The 16,131-nt window shown below is 64.8% G+C and carries 14 protein-coding genes; 11 read left to right on the top strand and 3 right to left on the bottom strand.

The annotated features are described in order from the left end of the window. The first annotated feature begins 44 nt into the window (after window positions 1–44). The 7 genes from EPO50_RS12605 to EPO50_RS12635 are packed head-to-tail and all read left to right on the top strand — an operon-like array spanning window position 45 to window position 8,980. On the top strand, window positions 45–1,265 hold the full coding sequence (locus EPO50_RS12605) for an ABC transporter substrate-binding protein (protein WP_296344478.1): 1,221 nt from the start codon (window positions 45–47) through the stop codon (window positions 1,263–1,265). 37 nt (window positions 1,266–1,302) lie between these two features. Continuing rightward, complete coding sequence (locus tag EPO50_RS12610; protein ID WP_296344480.1) at window positions 1,303–3,180, top strand: ABC transporter permease; 1,878 nt, start codon at window positions 1,303–1,305, stop codon at window positions 3,178–3,180. Next, window positions 3,177–3,926, top strand: a complete 750-nt coding sequence (locus EPO50_RS12615) for an ABC transporter ATP-binding protein (RefSeq protein ID WP_296344482.1) — start codon at window positions 3,177–3,179, stop codon at window positions 3,924–3,926. The genes EPO50_RS12610 and EPO50_RS12615 overlap by 4 nt, the downstream gene beginning before the upstream one ends. After that, window positions 3,923–4,627, top strand: a complete 705-nt coding sequence (locus tag EPO50_RS12620) for an ABC transporter ATP-binding protein (protein ID WP_296344690.1) — start codon at window positions 3,923–3,925, stop codon at window positions 4,625–4,627. Before EPO50_RS12615 ends, EPO50_RS12620 begins: the two co-directional genes overlap by 4 nt. A 2-nt stretch (window positions 4,628–4,629) precedes the next feature. Further along, window positions 4,630–6,675 carry a hydantoinase/oxoprolinase family protein gene (locus EPO50_RS12625; protein WP_296344484.1) on the top strand — a complete coding sequence of 682 codons (2,046 nt, stop codon included), beginning with the start codon at window positions 4,630–4,632 and terminating at the stop codon, window positions 6,673–6,675. A 22-nt stretch (window positions 6,676–6,697) separates the two neighbouring features. Beyond that, window positions 6,698–7,837 (top strand): mandelate racemase/muconate lactonizing enzyme family protein, encoded by a 1,140-nt coding sequence (locus tag EPO50_RS12630; protein ID WP_296344485.1) that lies wholly within the window; start codon window positions 6,698–6,700, stop codon window positions 7,835–7,837. Between the two features lie 3 nt (window positions 7,838–7,840). Beyond that, window positions 7,841–8,980 (top strand): mandelate racemase/muconate lactonizing enzyme family protein, encoded by a 1,140-nt coding sequence (locus tag EPO50_RS12635; RefSeq protein ID WP_296344487.1) that lies wholly within the window; start codon window positions 7,841–7,843, stop codon window positions 8,978–8,980. On the opposite strand, the gene EPO50_RS12640 is transcribed toward EPO50_RS12635, so the two are convergent. The 3 genes from EPO50_RS12640 to EPO50_RS12650 are packed head-to-tail and all read right to left on the bottom strand — an operon-like array spanning window position 8,971 to window position 12,644. Further along, complete coding sequence (locus EPO50_RS12640) at window positions 8,971–10,569, bottom strand: GMC family oxidoreductase (protein ID WP_296344489.1); 1,599 nt, start codon at window positions 10,567–10,569, stop codon at window positions 8,971–8,973. The two genes, EPO50_RS12635 and EPO50_RS12640, sit on opposite strands and share 10 nt — an antisense overlap. 9 nt (window positions 10,570–10,578) lie before the next feature. Next, window positions 10,579–11,367 (bottom strand): aspartate dehydrogenase, encoded by a 789-nt coding sequence (locus EPO50_RS12645; RefSeq protein WP_296344490.1) that lies wholly within the window; start codon window positions 11,365–11,367, stop codon window positions 10,579–10,581. After that, window positions 11,364–12,644 carry an amidase gene (locus tag EPO50_RS12650; RefSeq protein ID WP_296344492.1) on the bottom strand — a complete coding sequence of 427 codons (1,281 nt, stop codon included), beginning with the start codon at window positions 12,642–12,644 and terminating at the stop codon, window positions 11,364–11,366. Before EPO50_RS12650 ends, EPO50_RS12645 begins: the two co-directional genes overlap by 4 nt. 64 nt (window positions 12,645–12,708) lie before the next feature. On the opposite strand from EPO50_RS12650, the gene EPO50_RS12655 reads away from it, so the two are divergent. The 4 genes from EPO50_RS12655 to EPO50_RS12670 all read left to right on the top strand — a co-directional run bounded on the left by EPO50_RS12655 (window position 12,709) and on the right by EPO50_RS12670 (window position 16,119). After that, window positions 12,709–13,395 carry an RraA family protein gene (locus EPO50_RS12655; RefSeq protein WP_296344494.1) on the top strand — a complete coding sequence of 229 codons (687 nt, stop codon included), beginning with the start codon at window positions 12,709–12,711 and terminating at the stop codon, window positions 13,393–13,395. A 9-nt stretch (window positions 13,396–13,404) separates the two neighbouring features. Further along, on the top strand, window positions 13,405–13,953 hold the full coding sequence (locus tag EPO50_RS12660; RefSeq protein ID WP_296344496.1) for a VOC family protein: 549 nt from the start codon (window positions 13,405–13,407) through the stop codon (window positions 13,951–13,953). After that, on the top strand, window positions 13,946–14,554 hold the full coding sequence (locus EPO50_RS12665; RefSeq protein ID WP_296344498.1) for a pyridoxamine 5'-phosphate oxidase family protein: 609 nt from the start codon (window positions 13,946–13,948) through the stop codon (window positions 14,552–14,554). Before EPO50_RS12660 ends, EPO50_RS12665 begins: the two co-directional genes overlap by 8 nt. 119 nt (window positions 14,555–14,673) lie before the next feature. Beyond that, the gene (locus tag EPO50_RS12670) at window positions 14,674–16,119 is read left to right on the top strand and encodes an NAD(P)/FAD-dependent oxidoreductase (RefSeq protein ID WP_296344499.1); all 1,446 of its coding nucleotides are present in this window, start codon (window positions 14,674–14,676) and stop codon (window positions 16,117–16,119) included. Window positions 16,120–16,131 lie beyond the last annotated feature (12 nt).

Genomic DNA, 16,131 nt, shown 5'->3' on the forward strand with positions numbered 1-16,131 from the left:
GGTCTAGGGAGAGTGAGTTTCATCATTCCACGAAGGGGGACTTCATGCTGACCCGCAATCGTTTGCTCGCCGGCACCGCTGCGCTCGTCGCGGCGTCGTTGGCCACCCTGGGACTGGCAGGCCCGGCCGCCGCCCAGGCGCCGATCAAGATCGGCGAACTGAACAGCTACAAGGTCTTTCCGGCCTTCCTCGAACCCTACAAGAAGGGCATCGAGCTCGCCGTCGAGGAGGTCAATGCTGCCGGCGGCGTGCTCGGCCGCAAGATCGAGGTCGTGAGCCGCGACGACAACGGCAATCCCGGTGACGCGGTCCGAGTGGCCGAGGAGCTGCTGAGCCGCGAGGGCGCAGCATTCCTGATCGGCACCTTCCCGTCGAACGTCGGTCTGGCCGTCGCTGATTTCGCCAAGCAGCGCAAGGTGCTGTTCATCGCCGCCGAGCCGCTCACCGACAAGATCGTCTGGGACTCGGGTAACGCCTACACCTACCGCCTGCGTACCTCGACCTACATGCAGACGGCGATGCTCATTCCCGACGCCGCCAAGCTCAAGAAGAAGCGCTGGGCGATCGTCTATCCCAACTACGAATATGGCCAGTCGGCGACGGCGGCCTTCAAGAAGCTGCTCAAGGAGAAGCAGCCCGACGTCGAATTCGTGATTGAGCAGGCTCCGCCGCTCGGCAAGATCGACGCCGGTGCTGTGGCGCAGGCGCTGGCCGATGCCAAGCCGGACGCGATCTTCTCTTCGTTGTTCGGACCCGACCTCGCCAAGTTCGTGCGCGAGGGCCAGCAGCGCGGTCTCTTCAAGGGCGTCGAGGTGTTCAACCTCCTGGCCGGTGAACCCGAATATCTCGATCCGCTGAAGGAAGAGGCGCCCGAAGGCTGGTACGTGACGGGCTATCCCTGGAGCGAGATCAAGACGCCGGAGCACACCAAGTTCCTCAACGCCTATCAGGCGAAGTTCAAGGATTATCCGCGGCTCGGTTCCGTGGTGGGCTACGCGACCGTGATGTCGGCAGCCGAAGCAATCAAGAAGGCGGGCTCGCTCGACCAGGCGAAGCTGGTGGCGGCGATGAGTGGCCTCACTCTGATGACGCCGTTCGGGATGATCCAGTACCGCCCGATCGATCATCAGTCGACCATGGGTGCCTATGTCGGTCGCATCGGCGTGAAGGACGGCAAGGGTGTCATGAAGGACTGGCGCTTTGTCGACGGCAAGGATGCCCTGCCGAGTGATGCCGATGTCCAGAAGATGAGGCCGAAGAACTGACGGTGGCTTCGCCACCGTCTCCCCGACGGTCTCACGCGTGACTTTTTCCTCGATCCTCATCCAGCTCCTGAATGGGCTGGCCGCCGCCTCGTCGCTGTTCCTGGTGTCGGCCGGCCTGTCGCTGATCTTCGGCGTCACGCGAATCGTGAACTTTGCGCACGGTTCGCTTTACATGCTGGGGCTCTACGGCGCCTATTCGTTGATCGAGCTGTTCGGCCGCACACCGCTCGGGTTCTGGAGCGCCGTCGTGCTAGCGGCGCTTGTCGTGGGTTTGGTCGGCGTACTGATCGAACTCGCGGTGCTGCGGCGTATCTATCGTGCGCCCGAGCTGTTCCAGCTTCTGGCGACCTTCGCCATCGTCCTGATCATCAAGGATATCGCGCTCTTCACCTGGGGCGCTGAGGATTTGGTCGGGCCACGCGCACCCGGTCTGTCGATGGCTGTCGAAATCATGGGCAAGCGCGTACCGGCCTACGATCTGCTGCTGATCGTCATCGGCCCGCTGGTGCTGGCGGCCATCTGGCTGTTGCTGACCCGCACCCGCTGGGGGGCGCTGGTGCGCGCCGCCACGCAGGATCGTGAGATGGTGGGCGCGTTGGGCGTCGATCAGGCCAAGCTCTTCACCTCCGTCTTCTTTGTCGGCGCTGTGCTGGCGGGGCTGGGCGGCGCGCTCCAGATCCCGCGCGAGCCGGCCAACCTCGAACTCGATCTCGCCGTCATCGCCGATGCCTTCGTGGTCACTGTCGTGGGCGGATTGGGCAGCATTGGCGGCGCCTTCCTGGCGGCCGTGATCATCGGCGTCGCCAAGGCCTTCTGCATCGGTATGGGCAGCGTCACCTGGTTCGGCGTCGAGATTTCCTTCTCCAAGCTCACCCTCGTAGTCGAATTTCTGATCATGGCGCTGGTGCTGGTCGTGCGGCCCTATGGCTTGCTCGGCAAGCCGCAGGCTGCACAGCGTGTTGCTGCAGAACCGGCACCGCCGTTCAAGGTGCCGTCGTGGGGCTTCGCGCTGGTCTGGTTGGCGCTGCTCGTCATTGTCCCGTGGGTCACGGACCGCTATGCCGCGATCCTGCTGACCGACATCGTCTGCTTTGCTCTGTTTTCGGTCTCGCTCCACTTCATCATGGGACCGGCCGGCATGGTGTCGTTCGGCCACGCGGCCTATTTCGGCATTGGCGCCTATGCGGCGGGTCTCCTGCTGAAGCGGGCCGGTTTGCCGATGGAGGCAGCGCTGCTGATCGCGCCCCTGATCGCCGGTGCCTTTGCCATCGTCTATGGCTGGTTCTGCGTGCGCCTCTCCGGCGTCTATCTCGCGATGCTGACTCTCGCTTTCGCGCAGATCAGCTGGTCGATCGTCTTCCAGTGGGATTCCGTCACCGGTGGCAGCAACGGTGTGTTCGGCGTCTGGCCGTCGCCCTGGCTCGCCGACAAGACGGTTTACTACTATCTCGCCTTGGCTCTGTGCGGTGCAGGAATCGCCTTTCTCTGGCGCGTGATGTTCTCGCCCTTCGGCTATGCGTTGCGCGCCGGCCGGGATTCGCCACTGCGGGCCGAGGCAATTGGCATCGACCTGCGCCGCTTCCAATGGGCCGCCTTCGTGCTCGTGGGCGCGCTGGCGGGCCTTGCCGGTGCCGTCTACGCCTTCTCCAAGGGCAGCATCTCCCCGTCGACCATCTCGATCGCCCAGTCGACCGACGGGTTGGTCATGGTGTTGCTGGGCGGTGTCGAAACCCTGACCGGCCCGGTTGTCGGCGCAGCGATCTTCACCTGGCTGCGCGATGTCGTGGCACGCAATACCGAGTTCTGGCGGGCCGTTATCGGCCTCGTGATCTTGTTGATCGTGCTGCTGTTCCCGCAGGGACTGGTCGGTGGCCTCAAGGCGTTGGTGATGCGGTGGCGGGAGTGGCCGGCATGAGCAGCGCCGTTCTCCAGGTCGAAGGGCTGCACAAGGCATTCGGCGGCGTGCAGGCCGTTGCCGATGTCTCGTTTGCCGTTGCGGCCGGCGAGATGCTGGCACTGATCGGTCCCAACGGGGCGGGCAAAAGCACCTGTTTCAACATGTTGAACGGCCAGCTCAGTCCCGACGCCGGCATTGTTCGCCTGGAAGGCCGCGACATCGTAGGTCTGCGTCCGCGCGCCATCTGGCGGTTGGGCGTGGGTCGCACCTTCCAGATCACGGCAACCTTCGCCTCGCTCTCCGTACGCGAGAACGTGCAGATGGCGCTCTATTCCCACACGGGCCGCTTGCGCTCCCTGGTACGGCGTTTCGGCGCGGCGTTCCGACCCGAAGCGGATGCGTTGCTGGAGCAAGTCGGCATGTTTGACCAAGCCGACCGTGTTTGCGGCGTGTTGGCCTATGGCGACCTGAAGCGAGTCGAGCTGGCGATTGCACTGGCCAACCAGCCGCGGCTTCTGCTGATGGACGAGCCGACTGCCGGCATGGCGCCCAAGGAAAGGGTGGCGCTGATGGAGCTGACGGCGCAGTTGGCACGGGCACGCAACATCGCCGTACTGTTTACCGAACACGACATGGACGTGGTCTTCTCCCAGGCCGACCGCATCATCGTGCTCGACCGTGGCCAGCTCATCGCCGGCGGCACACCCGAAGAGGTGCGCAGCAATCCCAATGTGCGCGCCGTCTATCTCGGGAGCGTCCACTGATGCTCGAGGTCCGGGACCTGCATGCTTTCTACGGCCGCGCGCATATCCTGCATGGCGTCTCCCTCGAGGCGCGCGCAGGCGAGGTCGTGGCCTTGCTGGGCCGCAACGGCGCCGGCAAATCGACGGCCATGAAGGCGATCATGGGGCTGGTGCCGCCGGCGCACGGCGAGGTGGCCTTTGCCGGCAAGCGCATCGATCGTCTGCCACCCTATCGCATCGCGCGTCTCGGGCTGGGCTACGTCCCGGAGGAACGGCGCATCTTCACCGAATTGTCGGTGGTGGAGAATCTCGAAGTCGGTCGCCAGCCCGCGCGTGATGGTGCGCCGACCTGGACCGAAGACAAGCTCTTTGCGCTGTTCCCCAATCTAGCCAACATGCGCGAGCGGCCGGGCGGCCGCATGTCGGGTGGCGAACAACAGATGCTCACCATCGCGCGTACTCTCATGGGCAATCCGCGCTGCGTGCTGCTCGACGAGCCGTCGGAGGGACTGGCGCCGATCATCGTCGAGCAGATGGCGAATTCCATCCGGGCGCTGAAGGGCGAGGGGCTTTGCGTGCTGCTCAGCGAACAGAACCTGCACTTCTCGCAGGCCGTCGCGGACCGCGCCTATATCATCGAGAAGGGCCAGATCCGCTTCGGCGGCTCGATGGCCGAGCTGACGGCCGACGCTTCGTTGCGTGAACAGTATCTATCGGTTTGAGCATGTCCCCCAAAAGCAGCTTCACCGTCGGCATCGATGTCGGCGGCACCTTCACCGACCTGCTGGCGATCGATCCCGAAACCCGCGAGGTGAAGCTCGCCAAGGTGCCGACCACTGTCGAGAACCAGGCGATCGGTTTCATGGCGGCACTCGCGTCGGCGAGCCTCGATCCCGCCGTGCTGCAGGCCGTGGTGCACGGCACGACCACGACGACCAACGCGCTGCTGGAGCGCAAGATCGCCAAGGTCGGATTGATCACCACCAAGGGCTTCCGCGATGTGCTGGAACTCGGGCGCCGCACGCGGCCGCAACCCTACGGCCTGCGCGGCACGTTCCGGCCAATGATCGACCGCGAGGTGCGTCTCGAAGTGCCGGAGCGCATGGATGCCGACGGCAAGGTGCTGACGCCGCTCGACGAGGCGGCCGTGGCCGAGGCGGCGAAGAATCTGCTGGCACAGGGCTGCGAGGCCGTCGTTATCCATTTCCTGCACAGCTACATCAACCCAGCGCACGAGCGGCGTGCGGCCGAGATCGTGCGCGGGCTCTGGCCCAACGCCTATGTCACGGCGGGCCATGCCATCCTGTCGGAGTATCGCGAGTACGAGCGCGGTGTGACGGCCGCGGTCAACGCCTCGGTGCAGCCGGTGCTCGATCGCTACCTCTCGCGCCTGCGCAAGGAGCTTGGCGCCAAGGGCTACGACCGCGATTTGCTGGTGATGCAGGGCAATGGCGGCACGATTTCCTCGCAGCTCATCGCCAAGGCCGCGGTGAATACGGTGATGTCGGGCCCGGCCTCGGGCGTGATGGCGGCGGCCTATACCGGTCGCGCCTCGGGCCATCCCAACCTGATCACCTACGACATGGGCGGCACCTCAACCGACGTCGGGCTGATCGAGAACGCCGTGCCGCAGGTTTCGGGCGAGCTGGAGCTCGAATATGCCCTGCCGATCCATGTGCCGATGGTCGATGTCCATACGATCGGCGCCGGCGGCGGCTCGATCGCTTCGGTCGATGCGGCAGGGATGCTTCGGGTCGGCCCCGAGAGCGCGGGCGCGCGGCCCGGTCCCATCTGTTATGGCCGTGGCGGCACCGAACCCACGATCACCGACGCCAACCTGATCCTGGGTCGGCTCAATCCCGACCGGCTGCTGGGCGTCGACAACAAGGTGACGCTGGATCGCGTGCGCGATCTCGTCTCGGAGAAAGTAGGTTCGAGATTGGGGCTCGACGCCGGGGCAGCGGCCGCCGCGATCCTGCGTATCGCCAACGATCGCATGGCCGGCGCCATCCGGCTGGTCTCGCTGTCGCGCGGCCACGATCCCCGCGACTTCGCGTTGTTCGCCTTCGGAGGAGCCGGCCCGTTGCATGCCACGGCGCTGGCGCGCGAGCTCGCCATCCCGACCGTGCTGGTGCCGGCGCGGCCCGGCATCACCAACGCGCTGGGCTGCGTCGTGGCCGACCTGCGCCACGACTATGTGCGCACGGTGAACAAGCCGCTGTCGGCTGTCGACGATGCGACAGTGGCCCGCATCTACGCCGAACAGGCGGCCGAGGGCGAGGCCACCATCGCGCGCGAGGGTGTGCCGGTGCGCGAGCTGCGCCGCGTGCTCGCCGCCGACATGCAGTTCCAGGGGCAGAGCCACATCCTGTCCGTCGGCGTGGAAAGCGCGGACATCGGTGTCGCCGGGCTGCACAAGGCCTTCGCCGCGGCCTACTTCCGTCGCTTCGGCATCGAACTGGCGGAAATCCCGCCGGTGCTGGTGAACCTGCACACGGCCGTGATTGGCGTGCGGCCGGAGATTTCGCTCGGCGCGCTCGCGGCCACGGAACGCGCGCCGACATTGAAGGCAGCGCAAGCCGGTGAACGGCGCGTCTGGTTCAACGACGGCTGGCGCGAAACGCCGGTCTATGCGCGCGAGAAGCTGCCGCTCGATGCCGTCTTCGAGGGACCGGCGATCCTCGAACAGCTCGATTGCACGACTGTCGTCGAACCCGGCGACAAGGTCCGTCAGGACAAGCTCGGCAATTTGCTGATAACAGTCGGCTAACGAATAATTTGGAGGAACGCCGATGAAGGTGACAGACGTCGCCTGCCATATCTTGCAGTGCAAGGTCGAGAAGCCGTTCGTATCGGCGCGCGGCTGGGTCTACGGCACGCGATCCTCGTGTGTCGTCGAGATCTCGACCGACGAAGGCATCACCGGCTGGGGCGAATGCTACGGCCCGGCGGCGGTTGCCAAGACCTTCATCGAGACGCAGTTCAAGGCGCGCGTGGTCAGCAAGGATCCATTCGACGTCGAGGCGATCTGGGAAGACCTCTACAACAGGATCAAGGATTACGGCACGACCGGCATGGCGATCTCGGCCATCTCGGGCATCGACATAGCGCTGTGGGATATCATGGGTCGCGCCGTGGGTAAGCCGGTGCACAAGCTGATCGGCGGCGCCTATCGCAGCGAGGTCATTCCGTACGCGACCGGGCTTTACTTTATCGACATGAACCGCCTGGTCGAAGAGGCGGTCGAGGAAGCGCTGGAATTCAAGAACGACGGCTTCCGCGCCATCAAGATGAAGATCGGCCTGGGCGACCTCAAGCTCGACGCCAAGCGCGTCGCCGCGGTGCGCGAGGCGATCGGGCCGGATGTGAAGCTGGCGGTCGACGCCAACCACTGCTTCTCCGTGCCCAACGCCATCAAGCTCGGCCGCATGCTGGAGGAGCATGACATCCTCTGGTTCGAGGAGCCGATCAGTCCCGAAGATCACGACGGCTACATCGAAGTGACGCGTGCGCTCGACATGGCGGTGGCCGGCGGCGAGAACGACTTCACACGCTGGGGCTTCCGCGACGTCATCGCAAAAAAGGCCATGGACATCGTGCAGCCCGACCTATGCGCGGCCGGTGGCTTCTCGGAGTGTCGCAAGATCGCGACCCTGGCGTCGGCGTTCGGTGTCGAATGCGTGCCGCATGCCTGGGGTTCGACCATCGGGCTGGCGGCGACCGTGCAGTTCCTGGCCGCCTTGCCGGACCAGCCACCGGCGTTCCGGCCGATGCCGCCGATGCTCGAATTCGAGCAGACACCCAACCCGCTGCGCGATCATCTGGCGAAGGAGCCGATCGAGCAGAAGAAAGGCATCGTCCAGGTGCCGACCGGTCCCGGCCTCGGCATCGAGATCGATCGCGAGGTTCTGAAGAAATACAAGGTGGCCTGAGCCATGAAGATCGTCGACGTAAAGGCCTACCCGACCAGTTTTCGCGTGCCGCCGGAGCGGCAGGTGTCGTTGGGCATCGGCACCATGACCAAGCGCGACTGCGTGATGGTGAAGGTGACAACCGAAGACGGCATCGTGGGCTGGGGCGAGAGCCACCATGCACGGTCGCCGGGTAGCATCGGCCATCTGATCAACACGACGCTCAAGGGCTTCGTGGTGGGCATGGATGCCACGGATACGGTCGGCATCTGGGCCAAGATCTACAAATTCCAACTCGGCAGCCACGGCATGGGGGCCGCGACCTCGATGGCGATGAGCGGCCTCGACCAGGCGCTGTGGGACATCAAGGGCAAGGCCGTGGGCTGGCCGCTCTACAAGCTGCTGGGCGGCAGCAACCGGCCGGTGAAGGCTTATGCCGGCGGTATTGCGCTGGGCTATCAGGCGCCTGAGGCGCTGGCCGATGAAGCCGCACCAATGGTCGAGGCCGGCTACAAGGCGTTGAAGCTACGCGTGGGCGACACGGTGAAGGCCGATATCGCCCGCATGACGGCCGTGCGCCGTCGCTTCGGCGACGACATCGTGCTGCTGACCGACGCCAACACCGGCTACACGCCGGAAGACGTACGCCGCGTGATGCCGGCGATGGACGAACTCGGCATCGCGTGGCTGGAGGAGCCGTTTCCGGCGCACGACCATCGCTCCTATGCCATGGCCAAGGGCTGGGGCCGCACACCGCTGGCGGCCGGCGAGAATCACTACACGCGCTTCGAGTTCCATCGGCTGATTGAGGACGGCAACATCACCGTCCTGCAGCCCGATCTTTCCAAGAGCGGCGGCGTTACCGAAGTGCAACGCATTGCGGCGGCGGCCTCCATGTGGAAGCTGCCGATCCATCCGCACAGTTCGATGACCGGCCTGAACCATGCCGTCTCGATCCACTTTCTGGCGTCGATCGACAATGGCGGCTACTTCGAGGCCGATCTCTCTGTTGCCAACAAGTTCCGCGATGAGCTGGGCAGCGAGCCCTGGAAGATCGGCGCAGATGGTTGCGTGCGTCCGCTCGACAAGCCCGGTATCGGCGTCGAGATCGACGAGAAGTTCCTGATCGCCAACCCCGTGATCGAAGGCCCAGGTTACGTCTGAGGAATGAGGTCCGATGCCTTCTCCGCGATCACGTTGGTCGCGGCGTAGGTGTTGCCCGAGACCATCGTCGGCATGCACGAGGCGTCGGCCACACGCAGGCCCTGCAGACCGATGACGCGCATAGACGCAGGATCGACCACCGCCATAGGATCGGTGCCGATCTTGGCCGTGCCAACCGGGTGATAGGTCGTCGAGCCGGTGGCACGAGCATGCGCCATCCATTGCTCGTCGGTCTTCACGTCGGGGCCGGGAAAGTTCTCGCGGATCACATAGTCGGCCAACGGTGGGGTAGCCAGAAGCTTGCGCAGGTACTTCATCGCCGCGAGCAACGCATCGCGGTCGATCTGGTCCGCGAGATAGTTCGGCTGGATCTCGGGCTTGGCCGTCGGGTCGGCGGTCAGCGCTTTCACGTGGCCGGTGCTCTCGGGACGTAGCTGCGCGGCGCCCAGGGTCATGCCGGGTACGGTGTCGAGCATGGTGGTGCCGTAACGGCCACCGCCATAACTCGCGGGCGCGAAGTAGAGCTGCATGTCGGGTGTCTCAAGTCCCGGCCGCGTCCTGAGATAGCCGCCGGCATGGCTTGGCGCCGTGGTCAGCAGGCCTTTCCGAGTGGCAGCGTAGCGCAGGACCTCGCCCACGAGCCTGAGGCCCCGGCTGCGTTCGTTAAGCGAGCCAGCACCTTTCACCAGCGCCGAGACCCGGACGGCATAGTGGTCTCGGAAGTTGCGGCCGACGCCAGGCAGGGCGTGCTTCACCGCAACGCCGATCGCGGCGAGGTCGTCGGTATTGCCGATGCCCGAGAGTTGCAGGAGCTGCGGCGTGTTGATCGCGCCACCTGCCAGGATGACGTCGCGTCGAGCGCGGACCTGTTTCGTCTCTCCGTTCTGGCGATAGGTGATGCCCGTGGCCCGCTTTCCGTCGAGGTCGACCCGTTCGACCAGGGCGTGGGTAATAACGCGCACGTTTGGGCGTTTCATCGCCGACTTGAGATAGGCGTCGACCGGACTCCAACGCCGGCCGTTCTTCATCATGTTTTGGTAGAGGAGCGTGCCTTCCTGGTCGCCGCTGTTGTAGTCGGGCGTGCGCTTGAGGCCGAGTGTCTCGTTGGCCGCCATGAAGGCATCCGACAGGACATGCGGATCGCGCTGGTCCTCGATGACGAGTGGTCCATCACGCCCGCGCACTTCGTCGCTGCCGCCCACGCGTGATTCGGCGCGCTTGAAGTAGGGCAACACGTCGGTCCATGACCAGCCGCGGCAGCCGAGCTGCGCCCAGGTGTCGTAGTCGGCAGCCTGGCCACGCACATAGAGATGGCCGTTGATCGAGCCCGAGCCGCCCAACACTTTTCCACGCGGAAACTTGATCTTTCGGCCATCGATGTGCGGGCCGGGCGCAGTCTCGTAGCCCCAGTTGAGCTTGTCGTTGTAGACGGTCTTGTTGAAGCCGGCAGGAACCTTGATCCAGATATGGTTGTCTTTGCCGCCAGCCTCGATCACCACGACGCTGTGCTTGCCCGAGACGGAGAGCCGGTTGGCCAGCACGCAGCCCGCCGCGCCTGCACCGACGATGACATAGTCGAACTCGTCCATGGTCGCCTCCTAGGCCGCCACCACCAAAGTCGAAGCAAGCTGGCGCACCGACTTCACCATCGCCATGGCGACCAGCTTGCCGGTCTTGCGGTTCTCCTCGCTGACCGTCACGTCTTCCATGAAAGTGAAGCGGCCGAACGCGCCCTTGGCTTCCAGTTCGACGATGTGTGTGGTGATGCCGGGATCGGCCACGATCACGACTCGCGTCTTGTCGAGGCCGAGTCCTGCGAGGGCGGCAGCCGCCGAGATATTGACGTTCTGCGGATAAAGGCGTGCGCCCTCGCGCACCGGGCCATCGAATACGGTGTACGGCGCCTTCAGCCCGTCGAGGTCGACTAGAGTTTCCGCGATCGTGCCCTTCCAGGCCGATGGGTCCTTGCGCACCGTGACGGTGACGCTATCGAGTCCACCGACGGCCGCACTGCTCAGGATATCGAGCGCGCCGATCCCACCTGAGGGCAGGATGAGCTTGCGGCCATTCGCCTTGGCAGCGGCCAGCAGGCGCTCAAACAGAGTGGTGTCGGTGAAAGCACCGACGGACGTCACCAGAAAATCCGCGCCGCTTTCCAGCACCCTCTGGCCATAGGTGCGCACCGCCTCGTGTCCGGCGCATTCGGCGACGGCGTCGAACTTGTGGGTGAAGAAGCGATCGGGTTCGTGGGTCAGCAGACCTTCGTTGCGCGGCCGTTTCACCAGCGCGGCCACGAGCTTCAGGTTCTCGATATTGCCAGCCTTCAGCGCCGCCTCGACATGCTTGCCGATGGCGCCATAGCCGATCATGCCAAGCTGAACGGTCATGAGAGTTGTGCTTCGGCCCAGCGTGCCCAGGCGATGAGCTGGTCATCGCTGCCGTGCTTGCCCACGAGCTGCACCGACAGCGGCAGGCCGAACGGCCCCGTGTTGAAGGGCAGGGTGATGCACGGTGTGCCCAGCAGGGTCCAGAAACGGTTGAAGAGCGGATCGCCGGTGTTGCCGAGGCCCGACGGTGCTTCGCCCTTGGCCGCGGGTGTCAGCAGCAGGTCGAACTTTTCCCACGCATCGGAAAGTTGACCGACAGCGATGCGCTTGCGCTTCTTGGCATCGGCGTATTGCCGCCGGTTCACGGCATCGCCATCGATCATCACGCCCTTCATGATGGGCGAAAAGAGGTGCGAGAATCGGGCGCGTTCCTTGGCATAGGACTGCGTCGCTTCCTTGGTCATGATGCGGTTCTGTGCCGGCACGAGAGCAGTCCACGCCTCCGGCGCCTGCCATTCACGCACTTTGGCGCCGGCAGCGCGCAGCACGCGGGCCGCTTCCTCGATGTTCTTCCTGTTGTAGGGATCGGCCTCGTCCCACCAAGGCGTTCGGACCAGACCGATGCGCGGCGCTTGGCCTCTCGCGGGGGGATCGGCCGGCGCATGGCCATAGGCGGCGCGGATCAGCGCCAGGTCGTTCGCCTCGCGGGTGAAGAAACCCAGGGTATCGAGGCTCCTGGCGTAGGTTTTCACGCCGGTCATGTCGGCCCAGCCGTAGGTGCCCTTGTAGGCCACCACGCCATTGAAGGCGCCGGGGCGGATCACCGAGCCTGCAGTCTGTGTGCCGTAGCCGATCGGGGACATGAAGTCGGCGACAGCCGCGGCCGAGCCGGAAGAGGAGCCAGCCGGCGTATGGCGGAGGTTATGCGGGTTGTGCGTCTTGCCGGCATGACCGCCTGCGAACTCGGTGGTCACCGACTTGCCGAGCACGATGGCACCGGCCGCGGTGAGCTGGCTGACGCAAGCGGCATCCTTGCCCACGACATGATCGCGATAGATTGGCGAGCCGCAGGTGGTGGGCATCGTCTTCGTCGAGATGATGTCCTTCACCGCCAGCGGAATGCCGTGCAGGGGTCCGACCGGACGCGCACGCTTGTCCAACTGGTCGGCGCGCTTGCGGGCGCCTTCGGGGTCGAGCGCTTCCCAGGCATGGACCTGACCCTCGCGGGCTTCGATGCGATCGAGGCAGGCCTCGACCAGATCGCGCGCCTTGAGCCGCTTCTCGGCCATACGACGTACAGCTTCGCTGGCCGATAGCCTGTTCGGCGATTTCGCCATGCGTTCTTCCCCCTCGTGTGTCGTTCGGCGCATGATGGCCGAGCCCAAGACAGAAAGGTAGCCCATGCTCGACGATCCGCCTCTGCTCACGATCAAGGCCGGCTTTCAACGGCCCGATCCTGCCAAGGTCGCGGCATTGAAGGGTGCACAGACATCGCATCTCGTCGACGCCATGGATGGTCGCGGTGCGCTCGACTGGACCATCAAGCCCTGCGATCCGGAGAACGCCTCGTTCGCAGGCGTTGCCGTGACATGTCATGCGTACCCCGCCGACAATCTCGCGCTGTTCGGCGCCATGGAGATCGCTCAGCCGGGCGACGTCATCATGTGCGCCAACGATTCCTATCGGCTGACCGCGCTGGTCGGCGATCTGGTGGCCGGCATGATGAAGAATGCCGGCCTTGCTGCCCTCGTCACCGATGGTCTGGCGCGCGACCGTGTCGGCATCGTAGCGGCTGGCCTGCCGCTCTTTTGCGCCGGGATCGTCCCCAATTCACCGGCCAAGAACGGGCCGGGGAGTGTCGGCCTGCCGGTGACGATCGGCGGCGTGCCGGTGAGTTCAGGCGATGTGATCGTGGGTGATGGCGATGGCGTCGTCGTGGTACCGCAGGCCATCCTCGACGCCACCGTCAAGCGGCTGGGCGAGGTGCGCGCGGCCGAGGCAAAGGCCGAGGCGGCGGTGAAGGGTGGTGCTAAGATGACGGCGAGCGCGGCTGCGTTGCTCAAATCGCCGCGGGTGCTACGCCTCTAGGAGGGTCCCATGCCCCAAGGTCTGCCGTTCAAGGTCCAGAAGCTCGGTCACGCCGTCGTCTATGTCGCCGACCTGGAACGCTCCAAGCACTTCTATACGGAGGTGCTGGGCTTCAAGGTGTCGGACGTCTATCCCGGCGCGATGATGCCGGGCGGCATGGTCTTCCTGCGCTGCAACGGCGACCATCACTGTCTGGCCCTGGTCGGCGGCCGCGGCGAGGGAGGAGAGGGGCCAAAGAGCCTGCATCATCTCGCCTTCGAACTGGCAACGCTCGACGAGGTGTTCCGCGCCCGCGATCACCTCAAGGCGCATGGCGCCAAGCTGGTCTACGAAGGCCGCCGCCGCGCCGGCTGTCAGGTCTCGGTCGAATTCCTCGATCCCGATGGCCATCATCTCGAACTCTATTGGGGCGTCGATCAGATCGGCTCCGATGACCGGTCGCGGCCGGCCGAGGAATGGCGCCAGACGGCAACCCTCGAGGATGCCGTGCGCATTGCACCCCCGGGCCAGGACACGACTCTGCGCGATTCCGATCTCAAGGTGCGCATCAATGACTGAAAGCACGATGTTCCACGATGGCAATCGCCGCCTGCAGGACCAGTTCGACAGCCGCCGCATTGCCGACCGGTTGGTCGAAAAGCTGACGCACGTTGAATTCACGGCGAGCGATCGCGCGTTCATCGAAGGTGCGATGTTCTTCTTCCTCGCGACATCCGACGATCGCGGTCAGCCCGATTGTTCCTTCAAGGGCGGCATGCCGGGCTTCGTGCAGGTGATCGGTCCCAGCGAACTCGCCTTTCCCGACTACGACGGCAACGGCATGTTCAAGAGCCTCGGCAATATCGTGGCCAACCCCAATGTCGGCCTGCTCTTTATCGACATGGGCGAGAAGCCGCGCCGAGTGCGGGTGAACGGCGAGGCGAATGTGAGCCGCGACGATCCGCTGATGCAGCGCTTTGCCGGTGCGCAGCTCCTGGTACGCGTGAAAGCGCGGGCGATCTTTCCCAACTGCCCGCGCTACATCATGACGCCAGGAACGGCGGAGGCTTCCAAGTATGCACCGCGGCCCGACTATGCGCCGCCGGAGCCCGCCTGGAAGGGCTTCGACGACTTCAAGGACTACATCCATCCCCGGCAGAAGACGCCCAACGGCGACTAGGCCTCGCGCAATACCGATCGTGTCCGATTGGTCCGCTCTCGGCGCGGTGGCCGGTGTTCGCGCGGTGCGACGAGGCCTTCGGGATGGCCTTTCAGATACTGAGTGCGGAGGACAGAACGGTGGGTAAGCGTTTCGCGATCATCGGGGCTGGCATGTCGGGCATCCTGACGGCCATCAAGCTCAAAGAGCGCGGCATCGAGGACTTCGCGATCTATGAGAAGGCCGCGCGATTGGGTGGCACCTGGCGTGACAATACCTATCCCGGCCTGTCGTGCGACGTGCCGAGCCATGTCTACGCCTACTCCTTCGAACTGAAGGGTGACTGGTCGCATCGCTTTTCGCCGGGCGCCGAGATTCAGGGCTACTTCGAAGGCGTGGCCAGGAAGTATGGCCTCGATCGGCATTTCCGCTTCAACAGTGAAATCGAGCGTGCCGAGTATCGCGACGGCCGTTGGCATCTGACGATCAAGGGCGGCGCTACCGACATCGTCGACTTCGTGATCTCCGCGACCGGCGTACTACACCATCCCGCCACGCCCGATATTCCGGGCCTCGGTGACTTCAAAGGCGCCTGCTTTCATTCGGCGCGCTGGGATCACTCGGCACCACTCGATGGCAAGCGAGTCGGCATCATCGGCACGGGCTCGACAGCGATCCAGATCGTGCCCGCGCTGGCCGACCGCGTGTCGAAGCTGACGCTGTTCCAACGCACCGCTCAGTGGGTGCTGCCGCTCGCCAATCCACCCTACAGCGACGACGAGAAGGCGATGTATCTCGCCTCGCCGCAGAGCCTGCAGCAATCCTACGATTTCTGGTCGGCGCGCTTCGTCGACACGTTCGCGCGCGCCGTGATCGGCGATCAGGACGAGCTGCACAAGATCGAAGCCGCCTGTCGTATCAATCTCGAAGAGAATGTGGGCGATCCTGAGCTCCGGCGGCGGCTCACTCCCAATTATCGTGCGGCCTGCAAGCGGCTGATCATGTCGGATACCTTCTATCCGGCGATGCAGAAGCCGAACGTCGAACTGATCACCGATGGCATCGAACGCATCGAGGCATCAGGTGTACGCACCAAGGACGGCGTCCTGCATGAGCTCGATGTACTGGTGCTGGCAACCGGCTTCGATGGTCACGCGTTCCTGCGCCCGATCGACGTGATCGGCGAGGGCGGACTGAGACTTGTCGACGCCTGGGCTCATGCCAACGAGGCCTATCGTTCGGTGGCGGCGCCGGGCTTTCCGAACTTCTTCATGCTGGTGGGGCCCAACAGCCCGATCGGCAACTTCTCGGTGATCCTGATCTCCGAGCTGCAGCTCGCTTATGTCTTGCAGCTCGTCGACCTGGTGCTGGACGGCAAATGCCGCGCCGTGGCGCCCTCTAAGGCGGCCACGCAGCGTTTCAATGCCGCGCTACGCGAGGCCATGAAGGGCACCGTCTGGGTGACCGGTTGCAAGAGCTGGTACCTCGACCGCAACGGCAATCCCGCGCTCTGGCCCTGGAGCTTCGACCGCTTCCGCGCCGAAATGCAGGCACCCGATCTCACCGACTTCGACTTGGCGGCCTAGCGCCGCCAGTCG

The sequence above is a fragment of the Reyranella sp. genome (assembly GCF_004297405.1).
In the GTDB taxonomy this organism is placed as follows: Bacteria; Pseudomonadota; Alphaproteobacteria; order Reyranellales; family Reyranellaceae; genus Reyranella.